This window comes from Streptomyces sodiiphilus (assembly GCF_039529215.1).
Lineage (GTDB): Bacteria > Actinomycetota > Actinomycetes > Streptomycetales > Streptomycetaceae > Streptomyces > Streptomyces sodiiphilus.
On the sequence record NZ_BAAAMJ010000044.1, the window covers coordinates 1 to 16,917 of the forward strand.

At 71.9% G+C, this 16,917-nt stretch carries 13 protein-coding genes; 8 read left to right on the forward strand and 5 right to left on the reverse strand.

Going from position 1 to position 16,917, the window contains the following annotated elements:
- Positions 1-2,231 (reverse strand): Ig-like domain-containing protein (locus ABD299_RS18865; protein WP_344263934.1); only part of this gene is annotated, 2,231 nt, incomplete at its 3' end.
- Between the two features lie 288 nt (positions 2,232-2,519).
- On the opposite strand from ABD299_RS18865, the gene ABD299_RS18870 reads away from it, so the two are divergent.
- The 4 genes from ABD299_RS18870 (at position 2,520) to ABD299_RS18885 (ending at position 7,185) form a co-directional block, all read left to right on the forward strand.
- Entirely contained in the window at positions 2,520-3,218 is a 699-nt protein-coding gene (locus ABD299_RS18870) for a response regulator transcription factor (RefSeq protein ID WP_344263935.1), read from the forward strand.
- A gap of 219 nt (positions 3,219-3,437) precedes the next feature.
- Entirely contained in the window at positions 3,438-5,534 is a 2,097-nt protein-coding gene (locus ABD299_RS18875; RefSeq protein WP_344263936.1) for an MMPL family transporter, read from the forward strand.
- A gap of 37 nt (positions 5,535-5,571) precedes the next feature.
- Positions 5,572-6,321 (forward strand): DNA repair protein RecO, encoded by a 750-nt coding sequence (recO, locus tag ABD299_RS18880; protein WP_344263938.1) that lies wholly within the window; start codon positions 5,572-5,574, stop codon positions 6,319-6,321.
- Positions 6,322-6,366: 45 nt separating this feature from the next.
- Positions 6,367-7,185, forward strand: a complete 819-nt coding sequence (locus tag ABD299_RS18885) for an isoprenyl transferase (protein WP_344263940.1) — start codon at positions 6,367-6,369, stop codon at positions 7,183-7,185.
- A 34-nt stretch (positions 7,186-7,219) separates the two neighbouring features.
- Here the strand turns inward: ABD299_RS18885 and ABD299_RS18890 are convergent, their stop codons facing one another.
- The 4 genes from ABD299_RS18890 to ABD299_RS18905 are packed head-to-tail and all read right to left on the reverse strand — an operon-like array spanning position 7,220 to position 10,390.
- Positions 7,220-7,639, reverse strand: a complete 420-nt coding sequence (locus tag ABD299_RS18890; RefSeq protein WP_344264046.1) for a Fur family transcriptional regulator — start codon at positions 7,637-7,639, stop codon at positions 7,220-7,222.
- A gap of 56 nt (positions 7,640-7,695) precedes the next feature.
- Positions 7,696-8,568, reverse strand: a complete 873-nt coding sequence (locus ABD299_RS18895; protein ID WP_344263942.1) for a metal ABC transporter permease — start codon at positions 8,566-8,568, stop codon at positions 7,696-7,698.
- A 2-nt stretch (positions 8,569-8,570) separates the two neighbouring features.
- Positions 8,571-9,326, reverse strand: coding sequence for a metal ABC transporter ATP-binding protein (locus tag ABD299_RS18900; protein ID WP_425581369.1), 756 nt, complete (start codon positions 9,324-9,326; stop codon positions 8,571-8,573).
- A gap of 11 nt (positions 9,327-9,337) precedes the next feature.
- Entirely contained in the window at positions 9,338-10,390 is a 1,053-nt protein-coding gene (locus ABD299_RS18905; protein WP_425581370.1) for a metal ABC transporter substrate-binding protein, read from the reverse strand.
- Between the two features lie 175 nt (positions 10,391-10,565).
- Between ABD299_RS18905 and ABD299_RS18910 the strand changes: the two genes are divergently transcribed.
- From ABD299_RS18910 to ppdK, 4 genes are all read left to right on the forward strand, one after another.
- The gene (locus tag ABD299_RS18910) at positions 10,566-11,948 is read left to right on the forward strand and encodes a glycine--tRNA ligase (protein WP_344263948.1); all 1,383 of its coding nucleotides are present in this window, start codon (positions 10,566-10,568) and stop codon (positions 11,946-11,948) included.
- 126 nt (positions 11,949-12,074) lie between these two features.
- The gene (locus ABD299_RS18915) at positions 12,075-12,386 is read left to right on the forward strand and encodes a hypothetical protein (protein WP_344263950.1); all 312 of its coding nucleotides are present in this window, start codon (positions 12,075-12,077) and stop codon (positions 12,384-12,386) included.
- Between the two features lie 113 nt (positions 12,387-12,499).
- Entirely contained in the window at positions 12,500-13,657 is a 1,158-nt protein-coding gene (dusB, locus tag ABD299_RS18920) for a tRNA dihydrouridine synthase DusB (RefSeq protein WP_344263952.1), read from the forward strand.
- A gap of 253 nt (positions 13,658-13,910) precedes the next feature.
- Positions 13,911-16,616 (forward strand): pyruvate, phosphate dikinase, encoded by a 2,706-nt coding sequence (gene ppdK, locus ABD299_RS18925; protein WP_344264048.1) that lies wholly within the window; start codon positions 13,911-13,913, stop codon positions 16,614-16,616.
- Positions 16,617-16,917: the final 301 nt, after the last annotated feature.

The following is a 16,917-nucleotide window of genomic DNA, read 5'->3' on the forward strand; positions in this document are numbered from 1 at the left end:
GGCTCGGTGAACGTGCCGCCCCCGGTGCCGCCGCTGACCGTGAACGTCACCGTGCCCGTCGGGACACCGGCACCGGGAGCCACCGGCTGAACGGACGCGGTGACCTCCACCGGCTGACCGAACACGGACGGGTCGGGCGAGGACACCACGGTGGTGGTCGTCGAGGCACGAGCGACCACCTGGTTGTCGGAGCCGGTGACCGGCAGGAAGTTGTCGTCCCCGCTGTAGACCGCGACGACCGCCTGGCTGCCGGCCGGCAGATCGGTGGTGGTGTACGTCGCGATTCCGGCGGCGTTCAGGGGAACGGTCACCCCCGGCGCGCCGCCGACGGTGAAGGTGACCGTGCCGGTGGGCACGCCCGCTCCCGGGGCGACGGGCGACACCACCGCGGTGAAGGTGACCTGCTGTCCGAAGACCGACGGGTCGGGGGCGGAGAACAGCGCGATGGCCGTTGCCGCCTGGTCGACGGTGTGGGTGGTGGTGCCGCTGGATCCGGTGAAGTTCGCGTCACCGTCGTAGACCGCGCTGACGGTCGACGTCCCGGCCGGGAGGGCGGTGGTGCTGACGGTCGCCGTACCGTCCGGGTTCACCGGTGCCGTCAGGGTTCCCGCGCTGCCGAGATCGAACGTGACGGTTCCGGTGGGAGCACCGGCTCCTGGCGGCTCGGGGGTGACGGTGGCGGTGAAGGTGACCTGCTGCCCGGACACCGACGGATCCGGCGAGGACGAGACCGTCGTGGTGGTCCCGGCGGGCAGCACGGTGTGGGTGTCGCTGCCGGTCGACGGGTTGAAACGGGGATCCTCCAGGCCGCTGTAGGTGGCGACGACGGTGTGACTCCCGGCCGGCAGCGTGCTTGTGGTGGCGGTCGCGACGCCGTTCACCAGGGTGCCGGTGAGCGCCGTGCCGCCGTCGATCAGGAAGGTCACCGTCCCCTCGGGGGTGCCGGCTCCGGGCGGCTGGGGGGTGACGGTGGCGGTGAAGGTGACCTGCTGCCCGGACACCGATGGATCCGGCGAGCTCTCCACGGTGAGGGCGGTGTCGGCGGCCAGCACCTCGTGGGTGGCCGTCCCGGTGGAGGGGTCGTGGTTGCTGTCGCCGTTGTAGGTGGCCGAGACGACGTGCGCGGCGATGCCGAGGGTGTCCAGGGTGAGCGTCGCGGTGCCGGCGGCGTCCAGGGACACCTCGAAGGTGCCGCCGCCGGTGTCGCTGATGGTGAAGGTGACCGTACCGGTGGGGACGGTGCCGAAGGCGGCGGTGACCGTGGCGGTGAAGGTCACCGGCTGACCGAACACCGAGGGATCGGGCGAGGAGGTGACCGTCGTGAGGGTCGAGACCGTGTTCACCGTGTGGGTGTCCGAGCCGGTCGAACCCGCGAAGAGAGTGTCGCCGCTGTAGACGGCGGTGATGTGGTGGGGACCGGCACCGAGGGTGCTGACCGTCACCGTGGCCGTTCCGCTCGCGTCCAGCGGGGCCGTGAAGGTGCCGCCTCCCTCGCCGTCCACCGTGAAGGTCACCGTGCCCGAGGGAGTCCCCGTCGCCGGGGGGACCGGTTCCACGACGGCGGTCAGCGTCACCGGCTGCCCGAACACCGAGGGGTCGGGCGAGGACGACACGGTCGTGGTCGTGGGAAGCCTGGAGGGCGACACTGTATGGGTGCCCTCGGCGGCGGACGGGTTGAACTTCTCGTCGCCCCGGTACACCGCCACCACGGGATGGGTGCCGGGGAAGAGCTTGTCCACCTCGATGGTGGCCACTCCGTTCCCGTCCAGCCGGGCCTCGATCGACCCCAGTGCGTCGATGACGAAGGTGACCTTGCCCGTGGGAGTCCCGGCGCCGGGTGGCACGGCGGTCACGGTGGCGGTGAAGGTGACGGGCTGCCCGAAGACCGACGGGTCCGGCGAGGAGGTGACCGTGGTCCGGGTGGACGCCTTCAGCACGGAGTGCAGGTAGGAGGCGCTGGTGGAGCGCTCGAACCGGTCCGAGCCGCTGTAGGAGGCCCTGACCGAGTGCAGGCCGGGCTTGAGCGTGTCCAGCGTGAGCCTCGCCCGGCCGCCCGACAGCGGAACCGTGAACACCCCGCCGCCGGGCCCCTCGACGACGAAGGTGACGGTACCCGTCGGGGTGCCCACCGGGATGAAGGGAACGACCGTCGCGGTGAAGGTGACGGGCTGGCCCCAGACCGTGGGCGTCGGAGAAGAGGTCACGAAGGTGAGGGTGCGGACGCGCGCCATGCTGGCTCCCCGGAGACGGCGACGACGGAGGTGGCCGCCCCTCGCTTCAGCGCCGGAAGCCGGAAGGCCGGAGAGCGATGTGGCGGTCCATTACCACCCATGGACGCATCCTCCGGAGAGCCATTCCAGAGAAAACGTGTCAATTACCACGAACGGGGCAGCGCCCCTGAAAGGGGAGTGCCCGCTGAGCGATGCCGCTCCCCGCCGAAGGCCACCTCCGCCGTCTTACGCGACCTCTCAGGGAGCGCGCGTTCTCAGGTCGCGCGCCGTGCGGCCTACTGTGGGGCCATGAATCCTGGACAGCCCGGCGGCCGGGACGTGCGGGTCCTGCTGGCCGACGACCAGACGCTGGTCCGCTCCGCGTTCGCGATGCTCGTGGAGTCCGCCCCGGGCATGACGGTGGTGGGCGAGGCCGCGACCGGCCGGCAGGCCGTGGAACTGGCCCGCACCGCCCGCGCGGACCTCGTGGTGATGGACATCCGGATGCCGGACCTGGACGGCATCGAAGCCACCCGGCTGATCGCCGCGGACGAGGACCTGGCCGGGGTGAAGGTGCTGGCGCTCACCACCTACGACACCGACGAGCACGTCATGGCGGCACTGCGGGCGGGCGCCTCGGGGTTCCTGGTGAAGGACACCCGGCCCGCCGATCTGCTGGAGGCCATCCGGACCGTCGCCGCCGGCGAGGCACTGCTGTCGCCGGGGCCCACCGCGCGGCTCATCGCCCGGGTGCTGCGCACCCCCGACCCGTGCGTGTCCGGCTCCGTGCCCGGCGCCCTGGAGAGTCTGTCGGACCGGGAGCGCCAGGTGCTGGTCCTGGTGGCCCGGGGGCAGAACAACACCGAGATCGCCGACACCCTCGGCCTCTCCCCGCTGACCGCCAAGACACACGTCAGCCGCATCATGGGCAAGCTCGCCGCCCGCGACCGTGCCCAACTGGTCATCATCGCCTACGAGTCCGGCCTGGTGAGCCCCAAGTCCGCGTGACCTCCCCGCCTGGGGCCGGCCCGCCACGCCGCACCCGGTCCACCGGAGGTGCAACCGATCCGGGGGCACCGGCGGTAGGAAGCACAGGACGGCGTGATCACCCCCGCACTGCCTGTTCCCGCGTATGGGTGCGGTTCCGGCGGGGCACCCACTCACGGCCGTCCGGCACCCCCCCGGCGCCGCGTGGACGCGGCGCGGCCGAGCACGAGGAGCCAGTTGATGCCGAAGACCGCAGCACCCGACAGGGCCGGGACCGCCGGCGGCGGGCCTCCTCTCCGGTGGCGGCTGGTGCCCTGGGCGGTGCTCGGGCTGTGGATCGCCGTCGTGGGGCTGGTGGCGCCGTTCGGCGCCCAGCTCTCCGACGTGCAGAGCGACGACCAGGTGGAGTACCTGCCGGAGGAGGCCGAGTCCACCCGGGTGGCACGCATCCAGCAGCAGTTGCCCGGTGGCGACACCACCGATCTGATCATCGTCTACCAGCGGCCCGGCGGTCTCACCGGCGAGGACCGGCGGGCCGCGGGGCAGCGGGTCGCCGCGATCGCCGAGGCGTACGACACCTCCGGCGAGGCGCCCGCCGAGGGCATCCCCTCCGAGGACGGCACCACGGAGCTGTACCAGCTCTCGCTGGCCGGGCTCACCGGCGAGGACGCCGAGGAGAACGCGGTGCGGGATGTCCGCGACCGGGTCCGGGAAGGGCTTCCGGAAGGGCTGACCGCGCAGGTCGGCGGTCCGGGGGCGTTCGGCGCGGACGCGTCCGAGGTCTTCGGCACCATCGACACCCGGCTGCTGATCGCGACCGTCTGTGTCGTGGCGGTGCTGCTCATCCTCACCTATCGCAGCCCGCTGCTGTGGCTGCTGCCGCTGATCAGCGTCGGCATCGCCGCCATGACCGCGATGGCCGCCGTCTACGGGCTGGTCCGGGCGTTCGACCTGACCGTGAGCACGCAGAACTCCTCCATCATGACGGTGCTGATCTTCGGCGCGGGCACCGACTACGCCCTGCTGCTGGTGGCCCGCTACCGCGAGGAGCTGCGGGTCCGCGCGCTGCCGCACGAGGCCATGCTCGCCGCCCTGCGCGGGGCCGGCCCCGCGCTGCTGGCCTCCTCCGGCACGGTGGCCGCCGGCCTGCTGTGCCTGCTGGCCGCAGACCTCAATGCCAGCAGCGGCCTCGGCCCGGTGGGGGCTGTCGGCATCCTGTGCGCGCTGGCCGCGATGACAACCCTGCTGCCGGCGCTGCTGGTCCTCCTGGGCCGCTGGATCTTCTGGCCGCGCATCCCCCGGCTCGGCAGCGAGGGCGGCCAGGACAGCGGGATCTTCGCCCGGCTCGGCGGCTCGGTCAGCCGCCGCCCGGTCGCCGTGCTCACCGGCGGCGTGCTGGTGATGGGCGCCCTCGCCCTGGGGACGCTCAACCTGCCCGGACCGCTGAAGGACGCCGACTTCTTCACCGACCCGCCCGAGTCCGTCCAGGCGGCCGAGACCGTCCAGGACGCGTTCCCCGGCCGCAGCGCCCAGCCCGTCACCGTGCTGAGCGCCACCGACCGCACCGGGCAGGTGCTGGAGCGGATCGGCGCCACCGAGGGCGTCGAGGAGGCCCGTCCCGGCCGTGGCGACAAGCAGTGGACCGAGATCAGCGTGTTCGCCGACAGCCCCCCGGAGTCCGCCGAGGAGCGTGAGACGATCCGGGTGCTGCGCGAGGAACTGTCGGAGTTCGGGGACCAGGCGCTGGTCGGCGGACCCAGCGCGCAGGCCGTCGACCTGGACGCCACCAACGCGGCGGACCGGGTGGTGGTCATCCCGCTGGTGCTGATCGCCGTGTGGGTGATCCTGGTCGCCCTGCTGCGCGGCCTGGTGGCACCCACCGTGCTGCTGGCCGGGGTGGTGGCCTCCTGGGGCGCGGCGCTGGGCCTGGGCGGCCTGTTCTTCGGCCCGGTCTTCGGCTTCGACGGCATGGACGGCTGGATCCCGCTGCTGACCTTTGTCTTCGGTGTGGCGCTCGGGGTCGACTACGGCATCTTCCTGATGACGCGGATGCGGGAGGAGGCGCTGGCCGGGGCGAGCACCCGGGAGGCGGCGCTGGTCGCGCTGCGCCGGACCGGCGGGGTCATCGCCTCCGCGGGCATCGTGCTGGCGGCGACCTTCTCCGTCCTGATGAGCCTGCCGCTGGTGGTCATGGTCGAGCTGGGCTTCGTGGTGGCCGTCGGGGTGCTGCTGGACACCTTCCTGGTGCGCACCTACCTGGTCACCTCGGCGGCCTGGCTGCTGCGGGACCGGATGTGGTGGCCGGGACGGCTCTCCCGCCGGGGCACGGACGCCTGACCTCCCGGCTCCCGCGGCATGGGCGACAATGGCCGGCATGAGCTTGTTCCGGGACGACGGCGTGGTGCTGCGCACCCAGAAGCTGGGTGAGGCGGACCGGATCATCACGCTGCTGACCCGCGGGCACGGCCGGGTGCGGGCGGTGGCGCGCGGGGTGCGGCGGACGAAGTCCAGGTTCGGTGCCCGGCTGGAGCCGTTCTCGCATGTGGACGTGCAGTTCTTCGCCCGGGGCAGCGAACTGGTGGGCCGCGGTCTGCCGCTGTGCACGCAGACCGAGACCATCGCCCCCTACGGCGGTGGCATCGTCACCGACTACGCCCGTTACACCGCGGGCACCGCGATGCTGGAGACGGCCGAGCGGTTCACCGATCACGAGGGGGAGCCGAACGTCCAGCAGTACCTGCTGCTGATCGGCGGCCTGCGGGCGCTGGCCGCCGGGGAGCACGCGCCGGGGCTGGTGCTGGACGCCTTCCTGCTCCGCTCGCTGGCCATGGGCGGTTACGCGCCGAGCTTCGAGGCGTGTGCCCGGTGCGGAATGCCGGGGCCGAACCGTTTCTTCTCGGTCGCGGCCGGCGGTGTGGTGTGCGGGGACTGCCGGGTGCCGGGCAGTGTCGTGCCCTCCCCGGAGGCGCTGCGGCTGCTGGGTGCGCTGCTGACCGGCGACTGGAGGACGGCGGATGCCGCCGAGCCCCGTCATGTGCGGGAGGGCAGCGGCCTGGTGTCGGCCTATCTGCACTGGCATCTGGAGCGCGGGCTGCGGTCCCTGCGGTACGTCGAGAAGGGCTGACCGGCTACTCTCTCAGCAGTCCGTTCGAACTGTTGGAGATCCCCTATGGCCCGCCGCGGAATGCTCTCCCGGCAGCGTCGCGAGTACCGCGCACCCGACCCGCACCCCTCCGGCGCCCGGCCTCCCCGGCTCCCGGCGGAACTGATCCCCGGCCACGTGGCCATCGTCATGGACGGCAACGGCCGGTGGGCCAAGGAGCGCGGCCTGCCCCGGACCGAGGGACACAAGGTCGGCGAGGGCGTCGTCCTGGACGTGGTGAAGGGCTGTCTGGAGCTCGGCGTCAGGAACCTGTCGCTGTACGCCTTCTCCACCGAGAACTGGAAGCGCTCGCCGGAGGAGGTGCGCTTCCTGATGGGGTTCAACCGGGACGTCATCGACCGGCGCACCGACGAGCTGGACGCGATGGGCGTGCGCATCCGGTGGGCCGGCCGCGAGCCCAAGCTGTGGAAGTCGGTGGTGCACAAGCTCCAGGAGGCCGAGGAGCGCACCCGCGACAACGACGCCATGACGCTGTACATGTGCGTGAACTACGGCGGCCGGGCGGAGATCGCGGACGCCGCGGCCCGTCTGGCGGCCGATGTCCGGGACGGGCGGATCGAGCCGTCCAAGGTCACCGAGAAGACCTTGGCGCGCTACCTGTACCACCCGGACATGCCGGACGTGGACCTCTTCCTGCGCCCCTCGGGCGAGCAGCGCACCTCCAACTACCTGCTGTGGCAGAGCGCGTACGCCGAGATGGTGTTCCAGGACGTGCTGTGGCCGGACTTCGACCGCCGTAACCTGTGGAACGCCTGCGTGGAGTACGCCTCGCGCGACCGGCGTTTCGGCGGTGCCCTTCCGAACGAGGTGCGGCCCCCGGCCTGACCGGCGCGGCCCCCTGACCCGTTCGGTCCGGGGGTCAGCCGGGCCGGCGGGCGGCGCAGTCGCCGCAGGTTCCGAAGATCTCCACGGTGTGACCCACGTCCACGAAACCGTGCTCCTCGGCGACGGCGTCCGCCCAGCGCTCCACCGCCGGGCCCTCGACCTCCACGGCCTTGCCGCACTGGCGGCAGACCAGATGGTGGTGGTGGTCGTCCGTGCTGCACCGGCGGTAGACGGCCTCGCCGTCATGGGTGCGCAGGACATCGACCTCGCCGGCCTCGGCCAGGGACTGGAGCGTGCGGTAGACGGTGGTGAGACCGACCGAGTCGCCGCGGTGCTTGAGCATGTCGTGGAGCTCCTGGGCGCTGCGGAACTCGTCCACCTCGGCCAGCGCCGCGGCCACGGCGGCGCGCTGACGCGTCGACCGTCCGCGGACCGGCGGTCCTGCCGTCCCCACCATGTCCTCCTCCGTGCACCCTGGGCATCACAAGCGTGCTGCCATTGTGCCAGGTGTCAGGCGGCGGCCACCGGCGCGGGCGGCGCGGCGGGCTCCCCGGCGGCCGCGCGGCGGACGCGGTGCCTGGCCAGCGGCCTGGCCAGCACGGACAGCAGAGCGAAGACACCCATGGCGATCAGCACGATGGTGGCACCGGGCGGCACGTCGGCGTAGTACGAGGTGACGGTGCCCGACACGGAGACCAGCACGCCGATGACCAGGGCGAAGGCCAGGGTGGCGGCGAAGCCGCGGGTGGCCTGCTGGGCCGCCACCACGGGGATCACCATCAGGGCGCTGACCAGCAGCAGGCCGACGACCCGCATGGCGACGGTGACGGTGGCGGCCGCGGTGATCGCCAGCAGCAGGTTCAGCAGCCGCACCGGCAGGCCGGTGACCCGGGCGAACTCCTCGTCCTGGCAGACGGCGAAGAGCTGGCGCCGCAGGCCCAGAGCGGTGGCCAGCACGAAGACCGACAGGATCACGATGGCGGTGATGTCGGCGGGCGAGACGGTGGTGACCGAGCCCCACAGGTACGTGGTGAGGTTGGCCGTGGAGCCGCCCGGCGCCAGGTTGATGATCATCACGCCGCCGGCCATGCCGCCGTAGAAGAGCATCGCCAGGGCGATGTCCCCCCGCGCCCGGCCGGAGGCACGGAACAGTTCCATGGCGACGGCACCGGCGGCGGAGACCACCACGGCCGTCCACACCGGGCTGGTGCTGAACAGGAAGCCCAGAGCCACCCCGGTGAGGGCCACGTGCCCGATGCCGTCGCCCATCAGCGCCTGGCGGCGCTGGACCAGGTAGATCCCGACGGCCGGGGCGGCCAGGCCGATGAGCAGCGCGGCCAGCAGGGCGCGCTGCATGAACGGGTAGTCGAGCAGTTCGAGCATGGTTACAGGATCCCGGTCTGGAGCTGCGGCTCCTCGGACGGCTCGGGAGCGTCCTCGGGGTGGCAGGCGTGGGTGTCGGGGAGCAGTTCGGGGCTGGTCACGGTGCGCTCGACCCGCCCCTGGGACAGCACCACCGCGCGGTTGATCAACGGCCGCAGCGGCCCCAGTTCGTGCAGCACCAGCAGCACGGTCACGCCGCGGGCGATCTGCGCCGACAGGGTCCGGGCCAGCACCCGCTGGCTGTCCAGGTCGACCCCGGCCAGCGGCTCGTCCATGATCAGCAGATCGGGTTCGCCGGCCAGGGCCCGTGCGATGAGGGCCCGCTGGTGCTGGCCGCCGGAGAGGGATTCCACGGGATCCCGCGCCCGGTCGGCCAGCCGCACCAGGTCCAGTGCGCGGTCCACCGCCTGCCGGTCCGCCCGGCCCAGGGGCCGCAGGCCGCGGTGCGCCAGCCGTCCGGCGTTGACGACCTCACGGACCGTGGCGGGCACGCCCGAGGCCGCGGTGGACCGCTGCGGGACGTAGCCGACCCGCCGCCAGTTCCGGAACCTGCTCACCGGTGTCCCGAAGAGCGCGAGCTCACCCGCGGCCACCGGGACCTGCCCCACGGTCGCCCGCACCACGGTGGACTTGCCCGAGCCGTTGGCACCGAGCAGCGCCACGACCTCGCCGGACCCGACGGTCAGGTCGATGCCGTGCAGCACCGGCCGGTCGCCGAGTTCGGCGGTCACGCCGCGAAGGCTTATCGCAGGCTCCATGGGGCTCTCCGTCATCCGGTGGCGCCGAGCGCCTTCTGCAGGGCTTCGAGATTGGCACGCATGACCTCGAAGTAGTCAGCGCCCCGGGTCTCGTCGGTGATTCCCTCCAGCGGGTCCAGGATGTCCGTCTCCAGTCCCAGGTCCTCGGCGAGAGTGCGCGCCGTCGCGTCGCTGGCGAGGGTCTCGAAGAACACAGTACTCACGTTGCGCGCCTCGGCGGTCCGGTGCAACTCCCGCATCCGGGCGGCGCTGGGCTCGGACTCGGGGTCCAGACCGGATATGGCCTCCTCGCGCAGCCCGTAGCGGTCGGCGAGGTAGCCGAAGGCGGCGTGGGTGGTGATGAAGGTGTCGGTCGTGGTGTCGGACAGCCCTTCGCCGAACTCCTCGTCCAGGGCGTTCAGCTCGCCGACGAGGGTCTCGGTGTTGGCGCGGTAGTCGGCGGCGTTGTCCGGGTCGGCCTCGGCCAGCGTCTCGCCGACCCCCTCGGCGAACTGTGCGTAGCGGGTCGGGTCCAGCCAGAAGTGCGGGTCCTCGGCGCCGTGGCCGTGGCCGTCGTCCTCGCCGTGGCCGTGCTCGTCGTCGTCGTGGTCGTCGTCGTGGTCGTCCTCGCCGTGGCCGTGGCCGTCGTCCTCGTCGTGGTCGTCCTCGTCCGCGTGCTCGTCGTCGTGGTCGTCCCAGGTTTCCAGGGTGACGTACTGCGTCGCCTCGGCGAGGTGGCCCACGCCGGACTGCGCCACGGCGGCGTCCACGGCGGGCTGGAGCCCTTCGAGGTGGACAATGACGTCGGCCTCGGTCAGCCTCGCGGTCTGCCGGGGGCTGAGTTCCAGGTCGTGCGGTTCCACCCCGGGAGGGGTGAGGGTGCTGACCGTCACGTGCTCGCCGCCGATCCGCTCGGCCACGAACGCCATCGGGTAAAAGGAGGCGACCACGTCGAGGGTGCCCTCCTCGGCGGCGGACGGGGCACCGCCTTCGGAGTCGCCGCAGGCGGACAGCGTCAGCATGGCCAGGGCGGCGGTGCCGGCAAGGAGGGAGGGGGCTGTTCGGGTGGAGCGTCGTACGGTCATGACAGCCATTTTCAGATAAGATGGAAACCGTTGTCAATTGCATCTACCGGTTTGTGACCCACGCCTCCGGCGGGTACCCGGCCGGGCATGTCGGAAAGCGGCCAACCGATTTGGTGCGGGGCCCACGGGCGCCGGTAGCCTGGGGCAATTCCATCGTCGTCCTGAAGAGAGCACCGTGGCCGCCGACAAGATCGACACCATCGTCAGCCTCAGCAAGCGCCGTGGCTTCGTCTACCCCTGCAGTGAGATCTACGGTGGCCAGCGCGCCGCCTGGGACTACGGGCCGCTGGGTGTGGAGCTGAAGGAGAACATCAAGCGCCAGTGGTGGCGAGCCATGGTCACCTCGCGTGAGGACGTGGTCGGCATCGACTCCTCGGTGATCCTGGCCTCCGAGGTGTGGGAGGCGTCCGGTCACGTCGCCACCTTCACCGACCCGCTCACCGAGTGCACCTCCTGTCACAAGCGGTACCGGGCGGATCACCTGGAGGAGGCGTACGAGGCCAAGCACGGCCGCCTGCCGGCCGCCGGCCTGGCCGACGTCAACTGCCCGCACTGCGGCAACAAGGGCGGCTTCACCGAGCCGAAGCAGTTCTCCGGGCTGCTGGCCACCCACCTCGGCCCCACCCAGGACTCCGGCTCGGTCGCCTACCTCCGCCCCGAGACCGCCCAGGGCATCTTCACCAACTTCGCCTCCGTCCAGCAGACCTCGCGCAAGAAGCCGCCGTTCGGCATCGCCCAGATGGGCAAGTCGTTCCGCAACGAGATCACTCCGGGCAACTTCATCTTCCGGACCCGCGAGTTCGAGCAGATGGAGATGGAGTTCTTCGTCAAGCCCGGCGAGGACGAGCGCTGGCACGAGTACTGGATGGAGCAGCGCTGGAACTGGTACCGCGACCTCGGCATGTCCGAGGAGAACATGCGCTGGTACGAGCACCCCAAGGAGAAGCTGTCGCACTACTCCAAGCGCACCGCCGACATCGAGTACCGCTTCAACTTCGGCGGCTCGGAGTACGGCGAGCTGGAGGGCGTCGCCAACCGCACCGACTACGACCTCTCCTCGCACTCCAAGGCGTCGGGCCAGGACCTGAGCTACTTCGACCAGGAGGCAGGAGAGCGCTGGACGCCGTACGTCATCGAGCCGGCGGCGGGCGTCGGCCGCGCCATGCTGGCGTTCATGCTGGACGCCTACCGTGAGGACGAGGCGCCCAACGCCAAGGGCAAGATGGAGAAGCGGGTCGTCATGCGCCTGGACGCGCGGCTGGCGCCGGTCAAGGTGGCGGTGCTCCCGCTGTCCCGCAACCCCCAGCTGTCCCCGAAGGCCAAGGGCCTGGCGGACACCCTGCGGAAGTACTGGAACATCGAGTTCGACGACGCGGGCGCCATCGGCCGCCGCTACCGCCGGCAGGACGAGATCGGCACCCCGTTCTGCGTCACCGTCGACTTCGACACCCTCGACGACAACGCCGTGACCGTGCGCGAGCGCGACACCATGAAGCAGGAGCGGGTGTCGCTGGACCAGATCGAGTCGTATCTGGCCAGCCGTCTGCTCGGCTGCTGATCCGCCGGGGCCTTTTCCGCGCCCGGTGTCCGCATTCCTCAACTGGTCTGCGGACACCGGGCGTTGTGCTGTACTTGGGGGTCTTCGAAAGACACCGAACAGCAGAGAACAGCAAAGGGGAGACGGATGCTGACTACGAGCACCGTCAGCGGCTCGACCGAGTCCGGAAGCACCCACCGGGTGCGCATCGGGCGCGGGTTCGGGGACGTGCGTTACATCGAATGCGACACCTGCGGTCACCGGCAGATGGCCCAGTTCGCCGCGCGCAGCAAGGCCGACGAGCACCTCGCCTCGCACGGAGTGACACAGGGGCAAGGGGTCGCGGGGGAGGAGACGGGAACGGTCCAGGAGCTGAGCCCGGCGCCGTGGGTCCTGGGCCTGCTGGCGATGATGGTCGTGCTGGCCATGGCCGTGGCCGGTACGGGCCAGGGAGGCTGAGCGCGCCCGCCGGGCGGAGCCCGTCGGGCAGTGCGGGACAATGGGGGCTGGGCCGCCCGCCCGGTCCCCCTCGCCCGTGTACCGCCCGTGAGCCCTTGAGGACTTCCGTTTCGATGACGACCGCCGCCACCCTGCCCGCGCACCTGCGGCTGGGCCCTCACACCGTCCGGCCGCCCGTGGTCCTCGCTCCCATGGCGGGCATCACCAACGCCCCGTTCCGGACGCTGTGCCGGGAGTTCTCCGGCGGCAAGGGGCTGTTCGTCAGCGAGATGATCACCACCCGGGCGCTGGTGGAGCGCAATGCCAAGACAATGCAGCTCATCCGCTTCGACGCGGCCGAGCGGCCCCGCTCCATCCAGCTCTACGGCGTCGATCCGGTGACGGTCGGGGCGGCGGCACGGATGATCGCCGAGGAGGACCTGGCCGACCACATCGACCTCAACTTCGGCTGCCCGGTGCCGAAGGTGACCCGCCGGGGCGGCGGCTCGGCGCTGCCCTACAAGCGGAACCTGCTGCGGGCCATCCTGCGCGAGGCGGTCTCCGGCGCCGGCCCACTGCCGGTGACGATGAAGATGCGCAAGGGCATCGACGACGAGCACCTCACCTACCTCGACGCCGGGCGGATCGCCGTGGAGGAGGGCGTGAGCGCCATCGCCCTGCACGGCCGCACCGCGGCCCAGCACTACGGCGGTACCGCCGACTGGGACGCCATCGCCAGGCTGAAGGAGACCGTGGGGGAGATCCCGGTGCTGGGCAACGGGGACATCTGGTCGGCGGACGACGCGCTGCGCATGGTCCGGAAGACGGGCTGCGACGGTGTCGTGGTCGGGCGGGGCTGCCTGGGGCGGCCGTGGCTCTTCGCCGACCTGGTGGCGGCCTTCGAAGGGCGGGGGAGCGAGGCGTACGCGCGCCCGGGCCTGCGCGAGGTCGCGGACGTCATGCTGCGGCACGCCCGGCTGCTGGGGGAGTGGCTGGGAGACGAGGGACGCGGGGTGATCGACTTCCGCAAGCACGTCGCCTGGTACACCAAGGGCTTCTCGGTGGGCTCGGAGATGCGGAAGAAGCTGGCGGTCGCCTCGTCCCTGGACGAGCTGGCCGCTCATCTGAGCGAGCTGGATCTGGACCAGCCCTGGCCCGCCGCCGGTGCGGACGGCCCGCGCGGCCGGACCTCGGGGCGCAACCGCGTGGTGCTGCCCGACGGCTGGCTGGCCGACCCCTACGACCGGGCGGCCGTGGCGGCCGACGCGGAGCTGGACACCTCGGGCGGCTGATCCGCACCCGCCGCCGTTGAGCGCCCCCGGCCCCGCCGGGGGCGCTCCCGCGCTCCTGCGGGCCGGGGTCGGCCGTCCCATAATGGGGGAGATGCACCTTTCGAGCGCGTGATTCCTGCCACGTATGATCCTGATAACGCTCAGATGAGCGGTTGGCGGGTACTCTCCCCGATGTCAGGGCAGCCCTCCCCCACCTCCGGGGGACCCCAAGGAGGCGTCGAGTGCCGTGCCGGAAACTCAATCCGTAACACTGATGGACCGGGAACCCTCAGCCCCGGTGAAGTTCGTCTACGACTTCACCGAGGGCCACAAGGACCTGAAAGACCTGCTGGGTGGCAAGGGCGCCAACCTGGCCGAGATGACCCGACTCGGTCTGCCCGTTCCGCCGGGCTTCACGATCACCACCGAGGCGTGCCGCGCCTACCTGGAGACCGGCGACGAGCCGGCCGCCCTGCGTGACGAGGTGAGTGCACACCTCGACGCGCTGGAGCGCAGGATGGGCAAGCGGCTGGGCCGGGGCGCGGACCCGCTGCTGGTGTCGGTGCGGTCCGGGGCGAAGTTCTCCATGCCCGGGATGATGGACACCGTGCTGAACATCGGCCTGTCCGACGAGTCGGTCGAGGCGCTGGCCGTACAGGCCGGGGACGAGCGCTTCGCGTGGGACTCCTACCGGCGGCTCATCCAGATGTTCGGCGAGACCGTGCTGGGCATCGACGGCGAGCTGTTCGAGGAGCGGCTGGAGGCCGCCAAGCACGCCGTCGGCGCGGTCAGCGACGTGGACCTGCCGGCCGACGGGCTGCGCGGCCTGGTCGCGGAGTACAAGGACCTGGTCCTGGCGAACACCGGGCGGCCCTTCCCGCAGGAGCCGCGCGAGCAGCTCGACCTGGCGATCCGGGCGGTCTTCGACTCCTGGAACGGCGAGCGGGCCCGCCTGTACCGCCGCCAGGAGCGCATACCCCAGGACCTGGGCACCGCGGTCAACGTCTGCTCCATGGTCTTCGGCAACCTCGGCCCGGACTCCGGCACCGGGGTGGCCTTCACCCGTGACCCGGCCAGCGGCCGGCAGGGCGTCTACGGCGACTACCTGCAGAACGCCCAGGGCGAGGACGTCGTCGCCGGCATCCGCAACACGGTGCCGCTGGCCGAGCTCGAACGGCTCGACAAGAACTCCTACGACCAGCTTCTGGCGATCATGGAGAAGCTGGAGAACCACTACCGCGACCTGTGCGACATCGAGTTCACCATCGAGCGCGGCACCCTGTGGATGCTGCAGACCCGGGTGGGCAAGCGGACCGCCGCGGCGGCCTTCCGGATCGCCACCCAGCTCGTCGACCAGGGGCTCATCGACGAGGCCGAGGCCCTTCAGCGGGTGAACGGTGCCCAGCTCGCGCAGCTGATGTTCCCCCACTTCGGCGCGGTGGACGGTGACCGGTCCGGCGCGAGCGAGGTCGGCCGCGGTATCGCCGCCTCGCCCGGCGCCTCGGTCGGCGCGGTCGTCTTCGACTCGACGACAGCCGTGGAGTGGGCCAAGGCCGGCCGGAAGGTCATCCTGGTGCGCCGGGAGACCAACCCGGACGACCTGGCGGGCATGCTGGCCGCCGAGGGCATCCTCACCTCCCGCGGCGGCAAGACCTCGCACGCCGCCGTCGTCGCCCGCGGCATGGGCAAGACGTGCGTCTGCGGAGCGGAGGAGCTGACGGTCGACGTCAAGGCCAGGACGCTCACCGCCGCCGACGGCACCGTGCTGAACGAGGGCGACGTCGTGTCGGTGGACGGCACCACCGGCATCGTCTACCGCGGTGAGGTACCGGTCGTACCGTCGCCGGTCGTCGAGTACTTCGAGGGCCGGCTGGACCCGGAGGCCGAGGACGCCGACGACCTGGTGCGCGCCGTGCACCGCCTGATGTCGGCGGCCGACCGGGCCCGCCGCATGCGGGTGCGGGCCAACGCGGACACCGCGGAGGACGCGGCCCGCGCCCGGCGCTTCGGCGCCGAGGGCATCGGCCTGTGCCGCACCGAGCACATGTTCCTCGGGGACCGTCGCGAGCTGGTCGAGCGCCTGATCCTGGCGGAGACCGAGCCCGAGCAGACCGCGGCGCTGGACGCCCTGCTGCCGCTGCAGCGGGCGGACTTCACCGAGCTGCTGGAGGCCATGGACGGGCTCCCGGTGACCATCCGGCTGCTGGACCCGCCGCTGCACGAGTTCCTGCCCGACCTCACCGAGCTGTCGGTGCGGGTGGCGGTCGCCGAGTCGCAGAACAACGGCGACGCCTCGCAGACCCGTCTGCTCGCCGCCGTGCAGCGGCTGCACGAGCAGAACCCGATGCTGGGGCTGCGCGGCGTCCGCCTCGGCCTGGTCGTGCCCGGGCTGTTCGGGATGCAGGTGCGGGCCATCGCCCAGGCCGCCGCGGACCGCCGGGCGGCCGGCGGCGACCCGCGCGGGGAGATCATGATCCCGCTGGTGGGCACCGTGCAGGAGCTGGAGATCGTCCGGGAGGACGCGGAGCGGGTCATCGCCGAGGTGGAGCGCGAACGCGGTGTCGAGCTGGGACTCACCCTGGGCACCATGATCGAGCTGCCCCGCGCCGCCCTGACGGCAGGTCAGATCGCCGAGAGCGCGGACTTTTTCTCCTTCGGCACCAACGACCTGACCCAGACGGTCTGGGGATTCTCCCGGGACGACGTGGAGGCCAGCTTCTTCGCGGCCTACCTGGAGAAGGGCATCTTCGGGGTCTCGCCCTTCGAGACCATCGACGCCGACGGCGTGGGATCGCTGGTCCGCGCCGCCGTGACCGCGGGGCGGGCCACCCGGCCCGACCTCAAGCTCGGGGTCTGCGGCGAACACGGCGGTGACCCGGAGTCGGTGCACTTCTTCCACGACGCCGGGCTGGACTATGTCTCCTGCTCGCCGTTCCGGATACCCGTCGCCCGCCTGGAGGCGGGCCGGGCGGCGGCCTAGCCGCGAAGCCACCGCGAATCCCCGGAGCCGGCCGGTCCCACCCTCACCGGCCGGCTCCGGGCACCACGGGGAAGAATGGGGCGGCGCCGGTGCGGAGGCGCCGCCCCCTCGTGCGCGAGGCGCGCACACCGGTGCGCGCGATGGGCCAAGTACGGTTGACGCCCGGGTGTTCCGGGCACGAAATAGCCGGCACCTGCCCCGGGGCGGCCGGCCCGCGGCAGTCCCAGCCGTGAGACCCCGGACCGGCCCTGGTAACCGACGGAAGACGCCGCTCGCTGCGGAGCGAACGGGCCCGCTGGTC